Genomic DNA, 15,462 nt, shown 5'->3' on the forward strand with positions numbered 1-15,462 from the left:
TTGATCTGGAATATCGATACAATGCTACAGAGATTATCAATACATTATAATTATTCATCTTATTTCATTATCTAGTAATGTTGCAGGGAAGCAATCTAACATGCGTGCGGGGTGATCGTAGGCTATTTAAAAACATCAATTTTTCGCTTAGAGAGGGTGAATTGATGCAGGTACATGGCCCTAACGGCAGCGGGAAAACCAGTTTGTTGCGAATATTATGTGGATTAACCATGCCTGCTGTTGGAGAAGTTTGTTGGCACGGCGATGCTATTCGTTCTTTAGGTGGTGATTACTATGGCGTTATTACCTATATTGGTCACTTGAGTGGCACTAAGGATGATTTGACCGTTATTGAAAATTTACGTATTTCAAGCGCCCTGGCCGGTATTGAGATTAGTGAGTCTAAAGCTCGTGAAGCATTGGAATATATGGGGCTGGGCGGAAGAGAAACGTTACCCGTTAAAGTGCTTTCTCAAGGGCAGCGTCGACGTGTTGCATTAGCGCGATTACTTGTTTGTAAGACAGTATTATGGATATTAGATGAACCTCTAGCGGCACTCGATGTATCTGCAGTAAAGATAATTCAGGTGATGCTGGAACAACATTTGGCGCAGGGTGGTATGATCGTAATGACGACACACCAGGAAATAGCGATATCGGCTAAAACTATTCAGCAGTTGCAGCTCGCTTAATATGTTTCTGTGGATAATTCAACGTGATCTGTTGCTGGCTATGCGTCGGCAAGCAGATGTATTAACTACTTTATTTTTCTTTATTATCGTAGTGAGCTTGTTTCCACTGAGTGTTGGTCCGGAAATGAGTATGCTTCGGACGATGGCGCCAGGTGTCGTATGGGTTGCTGCGCTATTAGCCTCGATGTTATCTCTGGGCAGGATGTTTTCCAGTGATTATCTTGATGGCACTTTGGAGCAAATGTTGCTTTCACCACAATCGTTGCCGCTTCTTATACTGGGAAAGGCGCTGGCTCATTGGTTAGTAACCGGTGTTCCTTTGGTATTAATGGCACCTATTTTGGGCATTCAATATGATTTACCAACAGATGCATTATCCGTATTGACCGCATCGTTATTATTGGGCACACCCGTTCTGAGCTTAATCGGTGCCATCGGTGCAGCATTGACTCTGGGTTTGCGTGGTGGAGGTGTACTCGTGTCGTTGTTGGTGCTGCCATTGTATATTCCTGTTCTGATTTTTGGATCTGGTGCGGTGGAGGCCAGTACAGCAGGACTTGGATACAGTGCTCATTTCTCATTATTAGGCGCATTTTTCCTCGTGTCGCTTGTGCTTGCGCCTTGGGCAACGGCGTCATCTTTGCGTATTTCTATGGAGTAAAGGCATATTTGAAATTTTTATGCGATCTGGTTAGAGATGAACTCAGTATGAAGTTTGTTCTTTTTTTACAACTTTTAGTTCCTTAAGGTATCCAAAAGAAAGCGATTCTTGATTTTATATTTTTGGTTTAAAATTAGTAACTGTAAATTTAGAATAAAAAATGGACACTTAGAATTAAATATTAAGAATTATAAAATATGGCAATTAACTGGTATAAATATTCTTCTCCAGCAAGCTTTTATTTTCTTGCAGGTAAAATGATCCCGATATTTATTTTTGCTGCAGTAATTTTACTGATAGCAGGGCTATATATTGGTTTTTTTGTTGCACCTACAGATTTTCAGCAAGGCGAGGCTTACCGTATTATTTTTATTCATGTGCCTGCTGCATGGATGTCTATGTTTTTATACTTGGTGATGGCTTTCTGGGCAGGTATTGGTCTGGCATTTAACACACGGCTTTCTTCCATGATTGCGACTGCGATTGCGCCTACTGGTGCAATGTTTACGTTTATAGCATTATGGACAGGTGCATTGTGGGGTAAACCTATGTGGGGGACCTGGTGGGTATGGGATGCACGATTGACATCTGAATTAATTTTATTATTTTTATATATTGGTTTTATGTCCTTACAGGCAGCCATAGATGATCCGCGACGAGCTGATAAAGCTGGTGCTGTCATTGCACTGGTGGGTGTCGTGAACATTCCCATCATTTATTTTTCGGTGCAATGGTGGAATACGCTGCATCAGGGCGCATCGGTTAGTCTGAATCAGGCACCCGCAATGGCAACTACTATGCTTATGGGGATGCTTGTTATGGCGCTAGCGAGCTGGATGTATTCAATCGCTATGACATTAATGCGCACTCGTGTCATTATTCTTGAGCGAGAACGTCATACGGCGTGGGTAGCTGATTTACGAGATAAGGAGAAAATCCGATGAACTGGGCTAGCTGGTCAGAATTTTTTGCAATGGGTGGATATGGCGCGTATGTCTGGGGCTCATATTTTGTGGCGTTTGTCTGCATAATAGGGGAAATTATATTAATTTCACATCGCCGTCGAACTTTGCAGAAACAACAAGGTCTCATTTACGAATCAAATTCAAAAGAGATAAATGATAATGAAACCGCGTCATAAGAAGCTTGCAATGATCGCTTCGGGAATAACTGCATTAGGCATTGCTTCGATACTAGTATTAAATGCATTCCAGAGTAACCTGGTTTTTTTCTTTAGTCCGACTCAGGTAGCTGCAAATGAAGCGCCTGTAGGTAAAAGTTTTCGGATTGGTGGGCTGGTGGAAGAAGGCAGCGTAAAACGGGATGACAGTAATGTTGCAGTCAGTTTTGCCGTGACCGACACGGCAAAAACTATTCCTGTAGTCTATACGGGTATTCTTCCAGATCTGTTCAAAGAAGGGAAAGGTGTTGTCGCTCAGGGAAAAATGGCAGCTAATGGTATTTTTGAAGCTGATGAAGTACTTGCCAAGCATGATGAAAACTATATGCCACCCGAAGCCGCTAGTGCTTTAGAGCAAGCGGCTCAAGCACAAAAAGCAGTACTGACACAATAAAAAAATAAGAATTGAAACAGATATAAAGGAAAGTGTAGCTTATTTAGCTGAATGTCAGTAATTTCCGCATAATCATTAACTTCCAAATTAAATTATGATCCCAGAAATTGGTAATTTTTCCTTAATTCTCGCACTTCTTCTAGCAATAACACAAGGTACGCTACCTATTATTGGCGCCGCCCGTGGTATTCCTTCTTGGATCGCTTTGGCGCGGCCTGTAGTACAGGGACAATTCGTATTTGTTTTGATTGCTTTTGGTTGTCTTGGATATTCATTTGTCAGCAATGACTTTTCTGTATTAAACGTTGCATCGAATTCTAATTCGGAATTGCCATTGCATTTTAGAATTGCGGCTACTTGGGGGTCGCACGAAGGCTCATTACTGTTATGGGTATTAATGCTGGCAGGTTGGTCAGTTGCTGTGAGCGTATTTAGCCGGCAATTGCCAGACGAAATGGTGGCACGAGTACTGGGTGTCTTGGGGATAGTGAGTGTTGGTTTTCTACTATTTATGTTATTCACCTCAAATCCTTTTGATCGTTTACTGCCTGCAGCAATGGAAGGAAGTGATTTAAACCCACTACTGCAGGATGCAGGTATGGTCATTCACCCACCTATGCTTTATATGGGCTATGTGGGTTTTTCAGTGGCCTTTGCTTTTGCTATTGCAGCTTTATTAAGTGGTCAATTAGATGCAACCTGGGCTCGTTGGTCGCGTCCGTGGACCACGGTTGCTTGGGCCTTCTTGACATTTGGAATCATGTTGGGAAGCTGGTGGGCTTATTATGAGCTGGGTTGGGGCGGTTGGTGGTTCTGGGATCCTGTTGAGAATGCATCTTTTATGCCTTGGTTGGTTGGGACAGCGCTGGTTCATTCTTTGGCAGTTACTGAGAAACGGGGCAGTTTTAAAAGTTGGACGGTTTTACTTGCCATTTGTACATTTGCTTTAAGCTTGTTGGGAACATTCCTGGTGCGTTCTGGCGTGCTGACCTCAGTACATGCCTTTGCGACGGATCCGGATCGGGGTGTATTTATTTTAGCGTTTTTAGTTATAGTAATTAGCTGTTCGCTCTTATTATTTGCATGGCGAGCTCCTAAAGTTGGTTTAGGTGGAAAGTTTGATCTGTTGTCGCGTGAATCATTGTTACTTGCAAATAATTTACTATTATTGGTAGCAGCAGGTAGTGTCTTATTGGGTACACTTTATCCTCTGATTATTGACGCGCTAAATTTAGGAAAGTTATCCGTAGGTCCTCCTTACTTTGAAACAGTTTTCGTTCCATTAATGACTCCTGCTATTTTCCTCATGGGTGTTGGGCCGATTGCACGCTGGAAGCAAATGAGCTTGCCAGCACTGGCTGTTCGTTTGCGCTGGGCTTTTGCAATAAGTGTAGTAACTGCTTTAATCATGCCGTTTTTTATAGGTGAGTGGAAACCACTGGTTAGTTTTGGATTGCTGTTATCTTTCTGGATAATTACCACCATTCTAGTGAATCTGAAACATCGTCTTAGCAACAGTGGCCCGGGCGGATTATTTACGAAACTAACCAAACAGTCTAGAAGCTATTACGGTATGCATCTTGCGCACTTAGGGATCGCTGTATTTATTATTGGTGTAACGGTGGTAAATGGATATGAAACTGAAAAAGATGTGCGCATGGATGTTGGTAGCACCGTAACTGTAGGTGGATACACCTTCCGTTTCAATGGAGTAAACGATGTTGTAGGTCCTAATTACAAAGCAGTACGTGGTGAGATTGATGTCTTGAAAGATGGTGAAATAATTCGAAATATGCAGCCTGAGAAACGTACTTATAATGCATCAGGCATGGCAATGACTGAAGCGGCCATCGATACGGGTATATTTCGCGATCTCTATGTTGCGCTAGGTGAACCGCTGGCGGGGGATGCATGGGTGGTACGTGTCTATCATAAACCATTTGTAGACTGGATATGGTTTGGTTGTCTATTAATGGTGTTTGGTGGAATAATGGCCGTATCAGATCGCCGTTATCGTTTGCCAATTCGTAAGAAAAATGACGTTGCCGTAAATGAAGACAAAGAGCAACCAGTTGATAATAAAACCGCCGGTAGTCCTGTGCTTATAACAGAAGCAAGAGAAACATAATGCGCTATTTATTACCACTTTTTGCTTTTATGGTGCTGGCGGTATTCTTACTTATCGGTCTTACGTTAAATCCACGTCAAGTTCCATCGCCATTAATTGATAAACCTGCACCAGTGTTTCAGCTTCAGCAGTTGCACGAACCTGAGAAAATCATGACATCTTCGGATAATCTTGGGAAAGTATGGCTGCTGAATGTATGGGCTTCATGGTGTGTTGCGTGTCGAGACGAACATTTATTACTGGTTCAATTAGCTAATTCAGGGATTGTGCCGGTTTATGGTCTCAACTATAAGGATGAGCGTGACACAGCTAAGCAGTGGCTTAAGCAGTTGGGTGATCCGTATACCATCAGTATTGTTGATCCAGATGGTAGAGTAGGAATTGATTATGGTGTGTATGGTGTTCCAGAAACTTATGTAATTGATAAGAAGGGAATTATTAGACATAAGCAGATTGGCCCTGTGACGGTAGATTCATTAGAAAATAAGATCATACCGTTGATAATAGAATTACAGAGACAAACTTAATGAATCTATCTAATATATTTAAGAATGGTTCAAAACAGAAAAACAGTATTATGCCTAGCTACTTAAACAGATTGAACGGACTAGTACTGCTGTTTTTTATTGCGCTCATGATACCAACACTTAGTTGGTCAAAGGAAGCTTTGCCGGTAGCAGAAGATCTCGAAGTGGAAAAAAGAATGGTTGCATTGACTGAAGATTTACGCTGTCTGGTTTGCCAGAATGAATCGATTGCTGATTCGCGGGCGGATTTCTCGAATGATATACGGCGGGAAATTCGTCAACAGATTAAGGCGAATAAAAGCGATAAAGAAATTATTGATTTTATGGTAGAACGATATGGTGATTTTGTACTCTACAATCCACCAATAAAAACCACGACAATGCTGTTATGGTTTGGACCATTATTCCTATTTGTGATTGGAGTGGGGACATTGATATTTTATCTCAGACGTCGTCGAATACAGATAGAAGAGGTATCGCTATCAGAAGCACAGCGTAAACAGGCTGAAGCTTTACTGAATGAAAATAAAGGTAATAAAGTATGACATCGTTCTGGGTTATTTCAGGTATTTTTATTGTTGCAGCTTTACTATTTATCATTCCTGCCTTATTAAGGAATAGAGAGACTCAGCTAAAAGGCGTGGAGCATGATGCTGCTAATATTAGTGTTTATCGTGACCAGCTAATCGAGCTGAATAGTGATTTACAGAATGATATTCTGACTCAGGAACAATATGAGAGAAGTAAGCAAGAGCTTCAACAGCGTATGTTACAGGATGTCCCTGAGAGAGAGAAAATGACGATTAAGAAAACGAAAAGTATTCACAATATTGCGATGTCATCTGTTATTGTACTCGCACTGCCACTTGCTGCGGTGTCATTATATTTGCTTATTGGTGATACAAGAGGCTTATTGCCACAGGCACAACTGGCTAATGCAACACAAATGCAGCGCGCCAGTAATGAGTCACCTGCTGGACATGATAATTTTTCATCTGTAGTAGATAATCTTGTGACAAGGCTTAATAATAATCCGGATGATGTTGAAGGATGGGTTATGCTAGGGCGCACTTATGCAATAATGGGGCGCTATGATGACGCCAGTAATACTTATACGAAGTTAGTTGAATTGGTACCGGATAATCCTCAGATATTGAGTGATTATGCTGATGTTCTGGCGATGAAGAACCAAGGGAGTCTAGCAGGCAAGCCGGCGGAGTTAATTAATGAGGCATTGCGCATTGATCCGGAATATCCAAAAGCACTGGCATTAGCGGGTACAGCGGAGTTTGAGCAGGCAAGATTCGAACAAGCGGCGATTCACTGGGAAAAATTATTGGCAGTTATTCCTGCGGATTCCCAGTTAGCTAAATCTGTTAACGAAAGTATTGCTGAGGCTAGATCGTTAGCGCAAAATGGCCAGACTGCTGAAGTACCAGTGCAACGGGCAAAGATAGCAGAGCCAGAACCAGTGGAAGCGAGTGTAAATACCCAGCAGCCTGATACTACAGCGGTTGCGGCAACGACTAATACTGCGATTATGGGCACGGTAACGTTGAATCAGACGCTTGTTTCTAAAGCCTCATCTAATGATACATTGTTTATCTATGCGCGCGCCAAAACAGGACCCAAAATGCCGTTGGCAATTTTACGATTAAAGGTGAGTGACTTACCTGCAACGTTTACATTGACGGATGAGATGGCGATGATGCCAGCAATGAAATTGTCAAGTTTTCCTGAAGTCATCGTCGAAGCCAGAATTACGAAATCAGGACAGGCTGTTCCGACGAGTGGCGATCTGCAAGGCTTCAGTCAACCTGTTAAGATTGGAGATAGCAATATTGCTATCGAGATTAACAGACAGGTTCCTTAATCTTATTTTTGGTTTTGGGGGTTAACGAATGATAATATCGGAATTCTATGTATACATATACACAAGAAGTTATGATTTTATGTTTTCCTCCATTCCTGATAAGAGAAAAAACTATTCTTCTAATCGGTTATAAAAATGAACTTAGATCTGCTTAATTTTCCATGTTAGTACTTAACCGGCCTGTACCTGATTTTAAACTTTTATCAACTGAAGGCGGAGAGTTTAGCCTATCAGCAGTAGCTGGTAAAAATCTTGTTGTTTACTTCTATCCGAAGGATAATACGCCAGGCTGCACTGCTGAAGGCGAGGGATTTCGCGATAGTTTTGATGAATTTGCAGAATATAACTGTATTATCGTTGGAATTTCACGTGATAGCATTAAATCTCATGAAAATTTCAAAGAAAAAATGAACTTTCCTTTTGAACTTCTGAGTGACATTGATGAAACGGTTTGTAAGTTATTTGGTGTCATTAAGATGAAAAACATGTACGGAAAACAAGTTCGTGGTATTGAACGTAGTACCTTTGTATTAGATACAGAAGGGGTATTGCGACGGGAATGGAGGGGTGTCAAGGTGGTGGGTCATGTACAAGAAGTTTTGGATTTCGTCAAAACGTTATAATCTCTAATAGATTTTCATCAATAACTATTAAATCATCAGTATGTCTGACTTAATTTAATAGACGACAATATTAATTTGTTCGAATTTATAAGACTTTAGTTTCGTCTCTCAATAGGTATGAATTTCTTGTGACTGGGGCCAATATAATTGGCGGTAGGCCGAATGATTCTGTTATCTGTACGTTGTTCGATAATGTGAGCAGTCCAGCCACTAGTACGTGAGATTGCAAAAAGGGGGGTAAACATAGCCACGGGAATTGCCATCATGTGATAGCTCACGGCGGAGTACCAGTCAAGATTAGGAAACATTTTCTTGATATTCCACATAGTTGTTTCTAGTATAGCCGCAATATCAAATATCTTCATGTGATTAGCATCTTCAGAGAGTTGTCGTGCAATTTCTTTAATGATTTGATTGCGAGGATCTCTGGTCGTATAGACTGGATGGCCAAAACCAATAATAATTTCCTTGTTTGCCACACGCCGTTGTATATCAATTTCTGCTTCTTGAATACTATCGTAGCGTTGTTGAATCTCGAGAGCCAGTTCATTTGCACCACCATGTTTGGCGCCACGTAGTGCTCCAATGCCTCCAGTAATAGCTGAATAAAAATCGGATCCAGTCCCTGTAATTACGCGTGCAGTAAAAGTAGATGCATTGAACTCATGTTCTGCATAGAGAACAAGAGAAGCGTGCATTGATTGAATCCACAAGGCTGATGGCGGCTTGCCATGCAGTAAGTGTAGAAAATGCCCACCGATTGAATCATCATCGGTTATTAGTTCTATGCAACGATTGTGATGAGCATAGTGGTACCAGTATAGTAAAATAGATCCAAGACAAGCAAGCAGACGATCGGATAAATGCTGTATTTCTTCGATGGCAGTATTTTTTCCTTCAGGATATTCTATTCCCAAAGCTGAGACTCCGGTACGTATTACATCCATAGGGTGCGCTGATGCTGGTATTGTTCTCAATACTGTTTTGATATGGTCAGGTATATCGCGCATATTTCTGAGCTTTGTCTTGTATGTGGTGAGCTCAGATTGTGTGGGTAGCTTTTCATAAATTAACAGATAAGCTACTTCTTCAAACTGACAATGGCGTGCCAAGTCATGAATATGATAACCGCGATAATATAAATCATGGCCTGTTTTTCCGACGGTACAGATTGCCGTATTACCTGCCTCAATGCCAGACAGCATGACCGATTTTTTTATTCTATTATCTCGTATATCACTATTTTCACGCATTATTTTTTTGAAGAAGTCACGGAAATTGAATCTAGTTTTCTTTCGAATGTATCGTAATCGAGCAGTTGATAGAGTTCATTGCGTGTCTGCATAGTATCAATTACATGCTGCTGAGTTCCATCATTACGTATTGCCTGAAACACCTCGAATGCAGCTTTATTCATAGCGCGGAATGCGGACAATGGGTAAAGTATTAGAGAAACATGAACAGATGACAGTTCATTTACGGTATAAAGAGGTGTCTTACCAAATTCAGTAATATTGGCTAATATAGGTACTTTTACCATATCAGCGAATTGCTTATATGCTGCCAGTTCGGTTACTGCTTCCGGAAAAATCATATCTGCACCTGCTGCAACATATGCACAGGCGCGATCTATTGCTATTTGTAATCCTTCTGATGCAAGTGCATCGGTACGTGCCATGATAACAAAATCAGGGTCTGTTCTTGCATCCACTGCCGCCTTAATACGATCGACCATTTCATGTTTGCTGACCAGTATTTTACCTGGGCGATGTCCACATCTTTTTGTTTGGAGTTGATCTTCAATATGCATCGCACCTGCACCTGCTTTAATCATCGATTTTACAGTACGGGCAATATTCAGGGTGCTACCAAAACCAGTATCTGCATCTACCAATAAGGGAAGATTAGTAGTATCAGTAATGCGTCGTATATCAGTCAGTACATCATCAAGTGTTGTTATGGCGAGGTCGGGAAGCCCGAGTGAGCCAGCTGAAACGCCACCACCAGAAAGATAAATAGCCTTGAAACCTGCCTGTTCTGCTATACGTGCAGAACAGGCATTGATACACCCAACGATTTGTAATGGCTGCTCAGAAGCTAGAGCGGCACGGAAACGTGAGCCGGCGGAGGAATTGTTCACACAATCCAGATTGATTCAAATCTGGGTTCGGTAAATAAAGTGGTATTCTGATTGAATAAGTCCATGTGAGTTTTTTTGAAAAGAGTTGTTATATTAATTTAACAAATGCTGGACAGCATCTCGCTCTTCTATCAATTCCTGATAGCTTTTTTGTAATTTTTCTTTACTTGTACTATCCAACTCTAATCCTTCAACAATTGCATATTTTCCGGTATGACAGGTGACAGGGAAACCGTATATGACTCCTTCGGCAATACCATAGCTTCCATCAGATGGTATACCCATCGATACCCAATCATTATCTTTAGTACCAAATATCCAATCATGCATATGATTGATAATTGCGTTGGCTGCACTTGCTGCACTTGATTTTCCATGGCGCGCCTCAATAATCGTCATGCCTCGTCTTTGTATGGTGGGTAAAAAATAATCTTCGATCCATGCAGAATCTTTAATAAGAGAAATTACTTTTTCGTCACCAACCATAGCATGAGATAAATCTGGATATTGCGTACCGGAATGGTTACCCCATACGATCATTTTTTTAACGCGTGAAATCGGTTGTGAAAGTTTCTGAGCAACTTGAGATAAAGCACGATTATGATCTAATCGCAGCATTGCTGAAAAATTGTCGGGTTTGAGATTTGGCGCATTTTTCATTGCAATGTAGGCGTTCGTATTGGCAGGGTTGCCCACAACAAGAATCTTTACGTTACGCTTGGCGGCTTCATCGAGAGCCCTGCCTTGCTCAACAAAAATAGGCCCATTTGCTTTAAGCAAATCTTTACGTTCCATATTTTCAGAACGTGGGCGAGCACCGACTAGTATGGCTAGATCAACATTATTAAATGCGGTTTTTGGATTATCGGTAGTGATAATATCAGTCAGTAACGGGAAGGCACAATCAAGTAGTTCCATTACTATGCCATCAAATAAGGGCAACGCTTCTGAGATATCGTGTAATTGTAGAATGACCGGCTGATCTTTGCCCAACATGTCACCTGCTGCTATTCGAAATAACAGGCTGTAACAAATCTGACCGGTTGCACCGGTAATCGCGATACGAATGGGAGGTTTCATTTTTCCAATCCTTGAGAGATTGCCAGTAGGCCGCGTAAATTGGCAGCATCTGGGAAGAAGTGGCTAAATTATACTTGTAATCCATGTCTTACGGAAGAGTCTGTCTTGCTTATGTGACAGATGCTGCTATATGCAATAAAGCTATTTTAATAAGAAATAATATTTAAAACATTATAAATCAATTTCTTGTGGTTATTTAACAAGATCCATTCTAAAATGAACATAGGGTATAAAACGTGCTTATTAGATACATTTCATTTCTTGTAACGAAATTGATGGGTTTCTGGAAACACGCAAGTTTTGCTAGGGGGCGAGTAGATTGAAGTGATAGAATTTCTTTTTTTATTCTCATAACAGTTTGATGATAGATAATAAGTTACTTAAGTTAATTTAATGCGAATTCTCCATATTCTCGATCATTCGATTCCACTGCATAGCGGCTATACTTTTCGTACGCTTTCTATTCTCAGAGCGCAACATTTACTGGGATGGGAGACCTTCCACATAACGAGCATCAAGCAAGGAAGTAATCAAATAGACGAAGAATATATTGATGATTGGCATTTTTATCGCACTCCAACTGTGGGCAGTTTCGCAGCTAAATTACCTGTTTTAAAACAGCTAATCGTTATCGATAGTTTGACACGTCGCTTGCGTCAAGTGGTTGAAACGGTTAAACCGGATGTTCTTCACGCACACTCTCCCGCACTGAATGCCATCGCCGCTTTACGCGTTGGTCGACATTTAGGTATTCCAGTTATTTATGAAATCAGAGCATTTTGGGAAGATGCTGCTGTTGATCATGGAACCAATCGTGAGTGGGGATTGCGATATCGTTTTACTCGTTGGCTTGAAAGTTACGCGGTAAGGCGTGTCAATGCTGTTACCACTATTTGCGAAGGATTACGAAATGATATCGTTAAGCGCGGGATATCGTCCGATAAGGTGACTGTTATTCCTAATGCCGTAGATATTGATAAATTTTCTGTGGGCGGTGTAGCAGACACCACATTTAAAAATCAATTGGGCTTAAAAGATAAACGACTGATCGGGTTTATTGGGTCATTTTATGCCTACGAAGGCCTGGATATTCTGTTGCGTGCTTTGCCTTTAATGATAGCCAGAATACCGGAGTTGTGTATATTGTTGACGGGAGGTGGCCCTCAAGATGAGAAACTAAGACAGCTTGCCAAAGATCTTGGTATTCAAGATAAAGTTGTATTTACTGGCCGTATTCCGCATGAGCAGGTACAGAAATATTACGACTTACTTGAGGTTTTAGTGTACCCACGTTTATCCATGCGCCTGACTGATCTGGTTACGCCACTTAAACCGCTGGAGGCTATGGCACAAGGTCGATTACTTGCTGCCTCCGATGTGGGAGGACATCTGGAATTAATACGTGATGGAGAAACGGGCTTATTATTCAAAGCAGGTGATCCGCAATCCCTTGCTGATAAAGTGTGTGATCTCTTGAGTAGCCCGGAGCAATGGCCTGCTTTACGCCAGGCTGGACGTCATTTTGTAGAAACCGAGCGTAACTGGCTAGTTAGTGTATCGCGTTACAAGGCGGTCTATGAATCACTTGTTACAAACAGAGAGAGATGATGTGAAGACAGCAGCACTGTGTATCGGATTAGTTGGGCCATTACCGCCTCCTTTTGGAGGAATGGCGAATCAAACCCAACAATTAGAAAAATTATTGCGCACAGAAGGAATGACAGTAGAGCTGATCCAAGTCAATGCACCTTATCGGCCATCCTGGGTTGGCAACATAAAAGGATTGAGAGCGCTTTTTCGGCTTCTTCCTTATCTGATTCATCTTTGGCAAGCCGCAAGCAAGGTACAGCTATTTCACATTATGGCTAATTCCGGTTGGTCTTGGCATTTGTATGCCGCACCGGCTATCTGGATAGCCAAACTTAAAGGGAAATCGGTTATTGTCAATTATCGAGGTGGAGAAGCCGAGGCATTTTTTCGACAGTCTTTTTTCTGGGTGAAACCCAGCTTAAATCAGACTGATGCCATTGTTGTCCCTTCGGGTTTTCTTGAGGCTGTATTCGAAAAGAGGGGATTTGTAACCAGTATCGTGCCCAATATTATTGACCTTAGCAGATTTTTTACTGAATCAGGTAAAAAGAATACAACGAGAAGGAATTTTCCTCACCTCATTTTGACGCGCAATCTGGAATCTATCTATGATAATGCGACCGCTTTGCGCGCTTTTCATTTGGTCAAAAATACTTTTCATAATGCGCACTTAACTATTGCCGGATCGGGCCCGCAACGACAAATGTTGGAAAACCTGAGTGCGGAGCTAGGACTGCAAGAAGCAGTTACTTTCACTGGACGAATCGATAATGACTGTATGGCTCAACTTTACCGTTGTGCCGATTTAATGATCAATCCCAGTCTGGTTGATAATATGCCCATTTCGATACTGGAGGCACTGGCGAGTGGCGTGCCGGTGGTAAGCACGCATGTTGGCGGTGTGCCTTACCTGGTGGAACATGGTAAAACAGCTTTGCTGGTGCCGGCACAGGATCCAGTAGCGATGTCTAATGCGATATTACAGCTATTTAAAGATCCAGATATGGCAGAGAAGATGCGTAAAGCAGGTTTGGAGTCGATACAGAAATACACTTGGCCTAGTGTAAAAAATCGTTTGATCAGGGTATATACACAAGCTTTAAATAACAAAAAAAACTGATGGACTCATTAAAAATGGATTTTATTATCAAGCGAAGCCCATACACATCATTGGTATCCAATCTTTTTTTTCCTTTACATGAGCGTCTTAAGCAGCATGATAGCGTTGCTGTACGCAAGCAGATGGAAATTACTCAATGGTGGGATAAGGATCGTTTGTATGATTTTCAGCTTTCCAGGTTACGTTCTTTTTTATCACGTGTGCAAACACGAGTACCTTATTATCAACAGTTATTTACTGAATTAGATTTTAATGCGGCATCAATTCAGTCCTTGACTGATCTGGAGCGGTTGCCACGGCTAAATAAATCGATTATTCGTGCAAATTTAGAAGCTTTGAAATCTAGTCAGGCACAAGACCTGGCACGTTTTAATACAGGCGGTTCTAGTGGTGAACCCCTGATTTTCTTTATAGGCAAACGACGTATCAGTCATGATATCGCAGCAAAATGGCGTGCCACACGCTGGTGGAATGTCGATATTGGGGATCCGGAGATCGTAATCTGGGGATCGCCGATTGAGCTGGGTGCTCAAGATCGCTTGCGTCGTATCCGTGATCGCATATTGAAAACAAAATTATTGCCTGCCTTTGAGATGTCAGAACAAAAATTGGATCAGTTTCTTGCTGAAATCCGAATAATGCGTCCAAAAATGCTGTTTGGTTACCCTTCGGCCTTGTCACACATTGCACGTCATGCCGAGGCAAAAGGACAACGCATGGATGATTTGGGTATCCGGGTTGCTTTCGTAACTTCTGAACGCTTGTATGATGAACAACGGCAACAGATCAGCAAGATATTCAATTGTCCGGTAGCAAATGGATATGGCGCTCGCGATGCAGGTTTTATTGCCCATGAATGTCCGCAAGGGGGTATGCATATCACCGCGGAAGATATTCTCGTTGAAATTGTAGATACACAAGGCAATACTTTACCGCCTGGACAGGCAGGAGAAATTGTAGTCACTCATTTTGCCACCGATGATTTCCCGTTTATTCGTTATCAGACGGGTGATATGGGTGTGCTTGATAGTCAGGCTTGTGCTTGTGGACGGGGGCTTCCGCTTATTAGGGAGATACAGGGGCGCAGCACTGATTTTGTGGTGACGCAGGATGGTACAGTAATGCATGGTCTCGCTTTGATTTATATCTTGCGTGACCTTCCACAGGTGGATGCTTTTAAAATCATTCAGGAAAGTAAAAATCTGACAACGGTTTGGTTAGTGACAAAGACTAATCTTGATTCGGAATTGGTTCGGAGGATTGAACAGGCTTTCAAAGCAAGGCTTGGTCAGAAAGTGAATATTCTTGTGGAGCGGGTCGCGCAGATTCCGCCGGAAAAATCGGGGAAATTTCGTTATGTTATGAGTCGAGTCACCACCCATTAATCACTTTTCCATGATTCAATTGTATTCATTGTATGATTCCGGGAGACCTTTGCAAAGCCCCAATAGTTG

The 15,462-nt window shown here is 41.7% G+C and carries 16 protein-coding genes; 13 read left to right on the forward strand and 3 right to left on the reverse strand.

Annotation, left to right across the window (positions count from 1 at the left end; all coding sequences use genetic code 11):
- Positions 1–77 precede the first annotated feature (77 nt).
- The 10 genes from ccmA to BUQ89_RS06655 all read left to right on the forward strand — a co-directional run bounded on the left by ccmA (position 78) and on the right by BUQ89_RS06655 (position 8,078).
- Positions 78–692, forward strand: a complete 615-nt coding sequence (gene ccmA, locus BUQ89_RS06610; protein WP_028461152.1) for a cytochrome c biogenesis heme-transporting ATPase CcmA — start codon at positions 78–80, stop codon at positions 690–692.
- Between the two features lies 1 nt (position 693).
- A complete protein-coding gene (gene ccmB, locus BUQ89_RS06615) occupies positions 694–1,353 on the forward strand; it encodes a heme exporter protein CcmB (protein WP_028461153.1) in 660 nt (219 codons plus the stop codon).
- 197 nt (positions 1,354–1,550) lie between these two features.
- Positions 1,551–2,297 carry a heme ABC transporter permease gene (locus tag BUQ89_RS06620; protein WP_028461154.1) on the forward strand — a complete coding sequence of 249 codons (747 nt, stop codon included), beginning with the start codon at positions 1,551–1,553 and terminating at the stop codon, positions 2,295–2,297.
- Positions 2,294–2,494, forward strand: a complete 201-nt coding sequence (gene ccmD, locus BUQ89_RS06625; RefSeq protein WP_028461155.1) for a heme exporter protein CcmD — start codon at positions 2,294–2,296, stop codon at positions 2,492–2,494. The genes BUQ89_RS06620 and ccmD overlap by 4 nt, the downstream gene beginning before the upstream one ends.
- Positions 2,478–2,927 (forward strand): cytochrome c maturation protein CcmE, encoded by a 450-nt coding sequence (gene ccmE, locus BUQ89_RS06630; protein ID WP_028461156.1) that lies wholly within the window; start codon positions 2,478–2,480, stop codon positions 2,925–2,927. Before ccmD ends, ccmE begins: the two co-directional genes overlap by 17 nt.
- A gap of 94 nt (positions 2,928–3,021) precedes the next feature.
- Positions 3,022–5,055 carry a heme lyase CcmF/NrfE family subunit gene (locus tag BUQ89_RS06635; protein WP_028461157.1) on the forward strand — a complete coding sequence of 678 codons (2,034 nt, stop codon included), beginning with the start codon at positions 3,022–3,024 and terminating at the stop codon, positions 5,053–5,055.
- Entirely contained in the window at positions 5,052–5,582 is a 531-nt protein-coding gene (locus tag BUQ89_RS06640) for a DsbE family thiol:disulfide interchange protein (protein WP_028461158.1), read from the forward strand. Before BUQ89_RS06635 ends, BUQ89_RS06640 begins: the two co-directional genes overlap by 4 nt.
- A 50-nt stretch (positions 5,583–5,632) precedes the next feature.
- Positions 5,633–6,127 carry a cytochrome c-type biogenesis protein gene (locus BUQ89_RS06645; RefSeq protein WP_051537554.1) on the forward strand — a complete coding sequence of 165 codons (495 nt, stop codon included), beginning with the start codon at positions 5,633–5,635 and terminating at the stop codon, positions 6,125–6,127.
- Positions 6,124–7,455: a c-type cytochrome biogenesis protein CcmI gene (ccmI, locus tag BUQ89_RS06650; protein ID WP_028461160.1), complete on the forward strand. Its 1,332-nt coding sequence runs from the start codon at positions 6,124–6,126 to the stop codon at positions 7,453–7,455. The genes BUQ89_RS06645 and ccmI overlap by 4 nt, the downstream gene beginning before the upstream one ends.
- 161 nt (positions 7,456–7,616) lie before the next feature.
- The gene (locus BUQ89_RS06655) at positions 7,617–8,078 is read left to right on the forward strand and encodes a peroxiredoxin (RefSeq protein ID WP_028461161.1); all 462 of its coding nucleotides are present in this window, start codon (positions 7,617–7,619) and stop codon (positions 8,076–8,078) included.
- 95 nt (positions 8,079–8,173) lie between these two features.
- Here the strand turns inward: BUQ89_RS06655 and prpC are convergent, their stop codons facing one another.
- The 3 genes from prpC to BUQ89_RS06670 form a co-directional block, all read right to left on the reverse strand.
- Entirely contained in the window at positions 8,174–9,331 is a 1,158-nt protein-coding gene (prpC, locus tag BUQ89_RS06660; protein WP_028461162.1) for a bifunctional 2-methylcitrate synthase/citrate synthase, read from the reverse strand.
- Entirely contained in the window at positions 9,331–10,218 is an 888-nt protein-coding gene (gene prpB / locus BUQ89_RS06665) for a methylisocitrate lyase (RefSeq protein ID WP_036572826.1), read from the reverse strand. The genes prpC and prpB overlap by 1 nt, the downstream gene beginning before the upstream one ends.
- 93 nt (positions 10,219–10,311) lie before the next feature.
- Positions 10,312–11,298 carry a malate dehydrogenase gene (locus BUQ89_RS06670; protein WP_028461164.1) on the reverse strand — a complete coding sequence of 329 codons (987 nt, stop codon included), beginning with the start codon at positions 11,296–11,298 and terminating at the stop codon, positions 10,312–10,314.
- 393 nt (positions 11,299–11,691) lie between these two features.
- Between BUQ89_RS06670 and BUQ89_RS06675 the strand changes: the two genes are divergently transcribed.
- The 3 genes from BUQ89_RS06675 to BUQ89_RS06685 are packed head-to-tail and all read left to right on the forward strand — an operon-like array spanning position 11,692 to position 15,393.
- A complete protein-coding gene (locus tag BUQ89_RS06675) occupies positions 11,692–12,906 on the forward strand; it encodes a TIGR04063 family PEP-CTERM/XrtA system glycosyltransferase (protein WP_028461165.1) in 1,215 nt (404 codons plus the stop codon).
- Positions 12,875–14,008: a glycosyltransferase family 4 protein gene (locus BUQ89_RS06680; RefSeq protein WP_051537549.1), complete on the forward strand. Its 1,134-nt coding sequence runs from the start codon at positions 12,875–12,877 to the stop codon at positions 14,006–14,008. The genes BUQ89_RS06675 and BUQ89_RS06680 overlap by 32 nt, the downstream gene beginning before the upstream one ends.
- A gap of 14 nt (positions 14,009–14,022) precedes the next feature.
- Entirely contained in the window at positions 14,023–15,393 is a 1,371-nt protein-coding gene (locus BUQ89_RS06685; RefSeq protein ID WP_028461167.1) for a phenylacetate--CoA ligase family protein, read from the forward strand.
- Positions 15,394–15,462 lie beyond the last annotated feature (69 nt).

The sequence above is a fragment of the Nitrosomonas cryotolerans ATCC 49181 genome (assembly GCF_900143275.1).
GTDB classification, from domain to species: Bacteria; Pseudomonadota; Gammaproteobacteria; order Burkholderiales; family Nitrosomonadaceae; genus Nitrosomonas; species Nitrosomonas cryotolerans.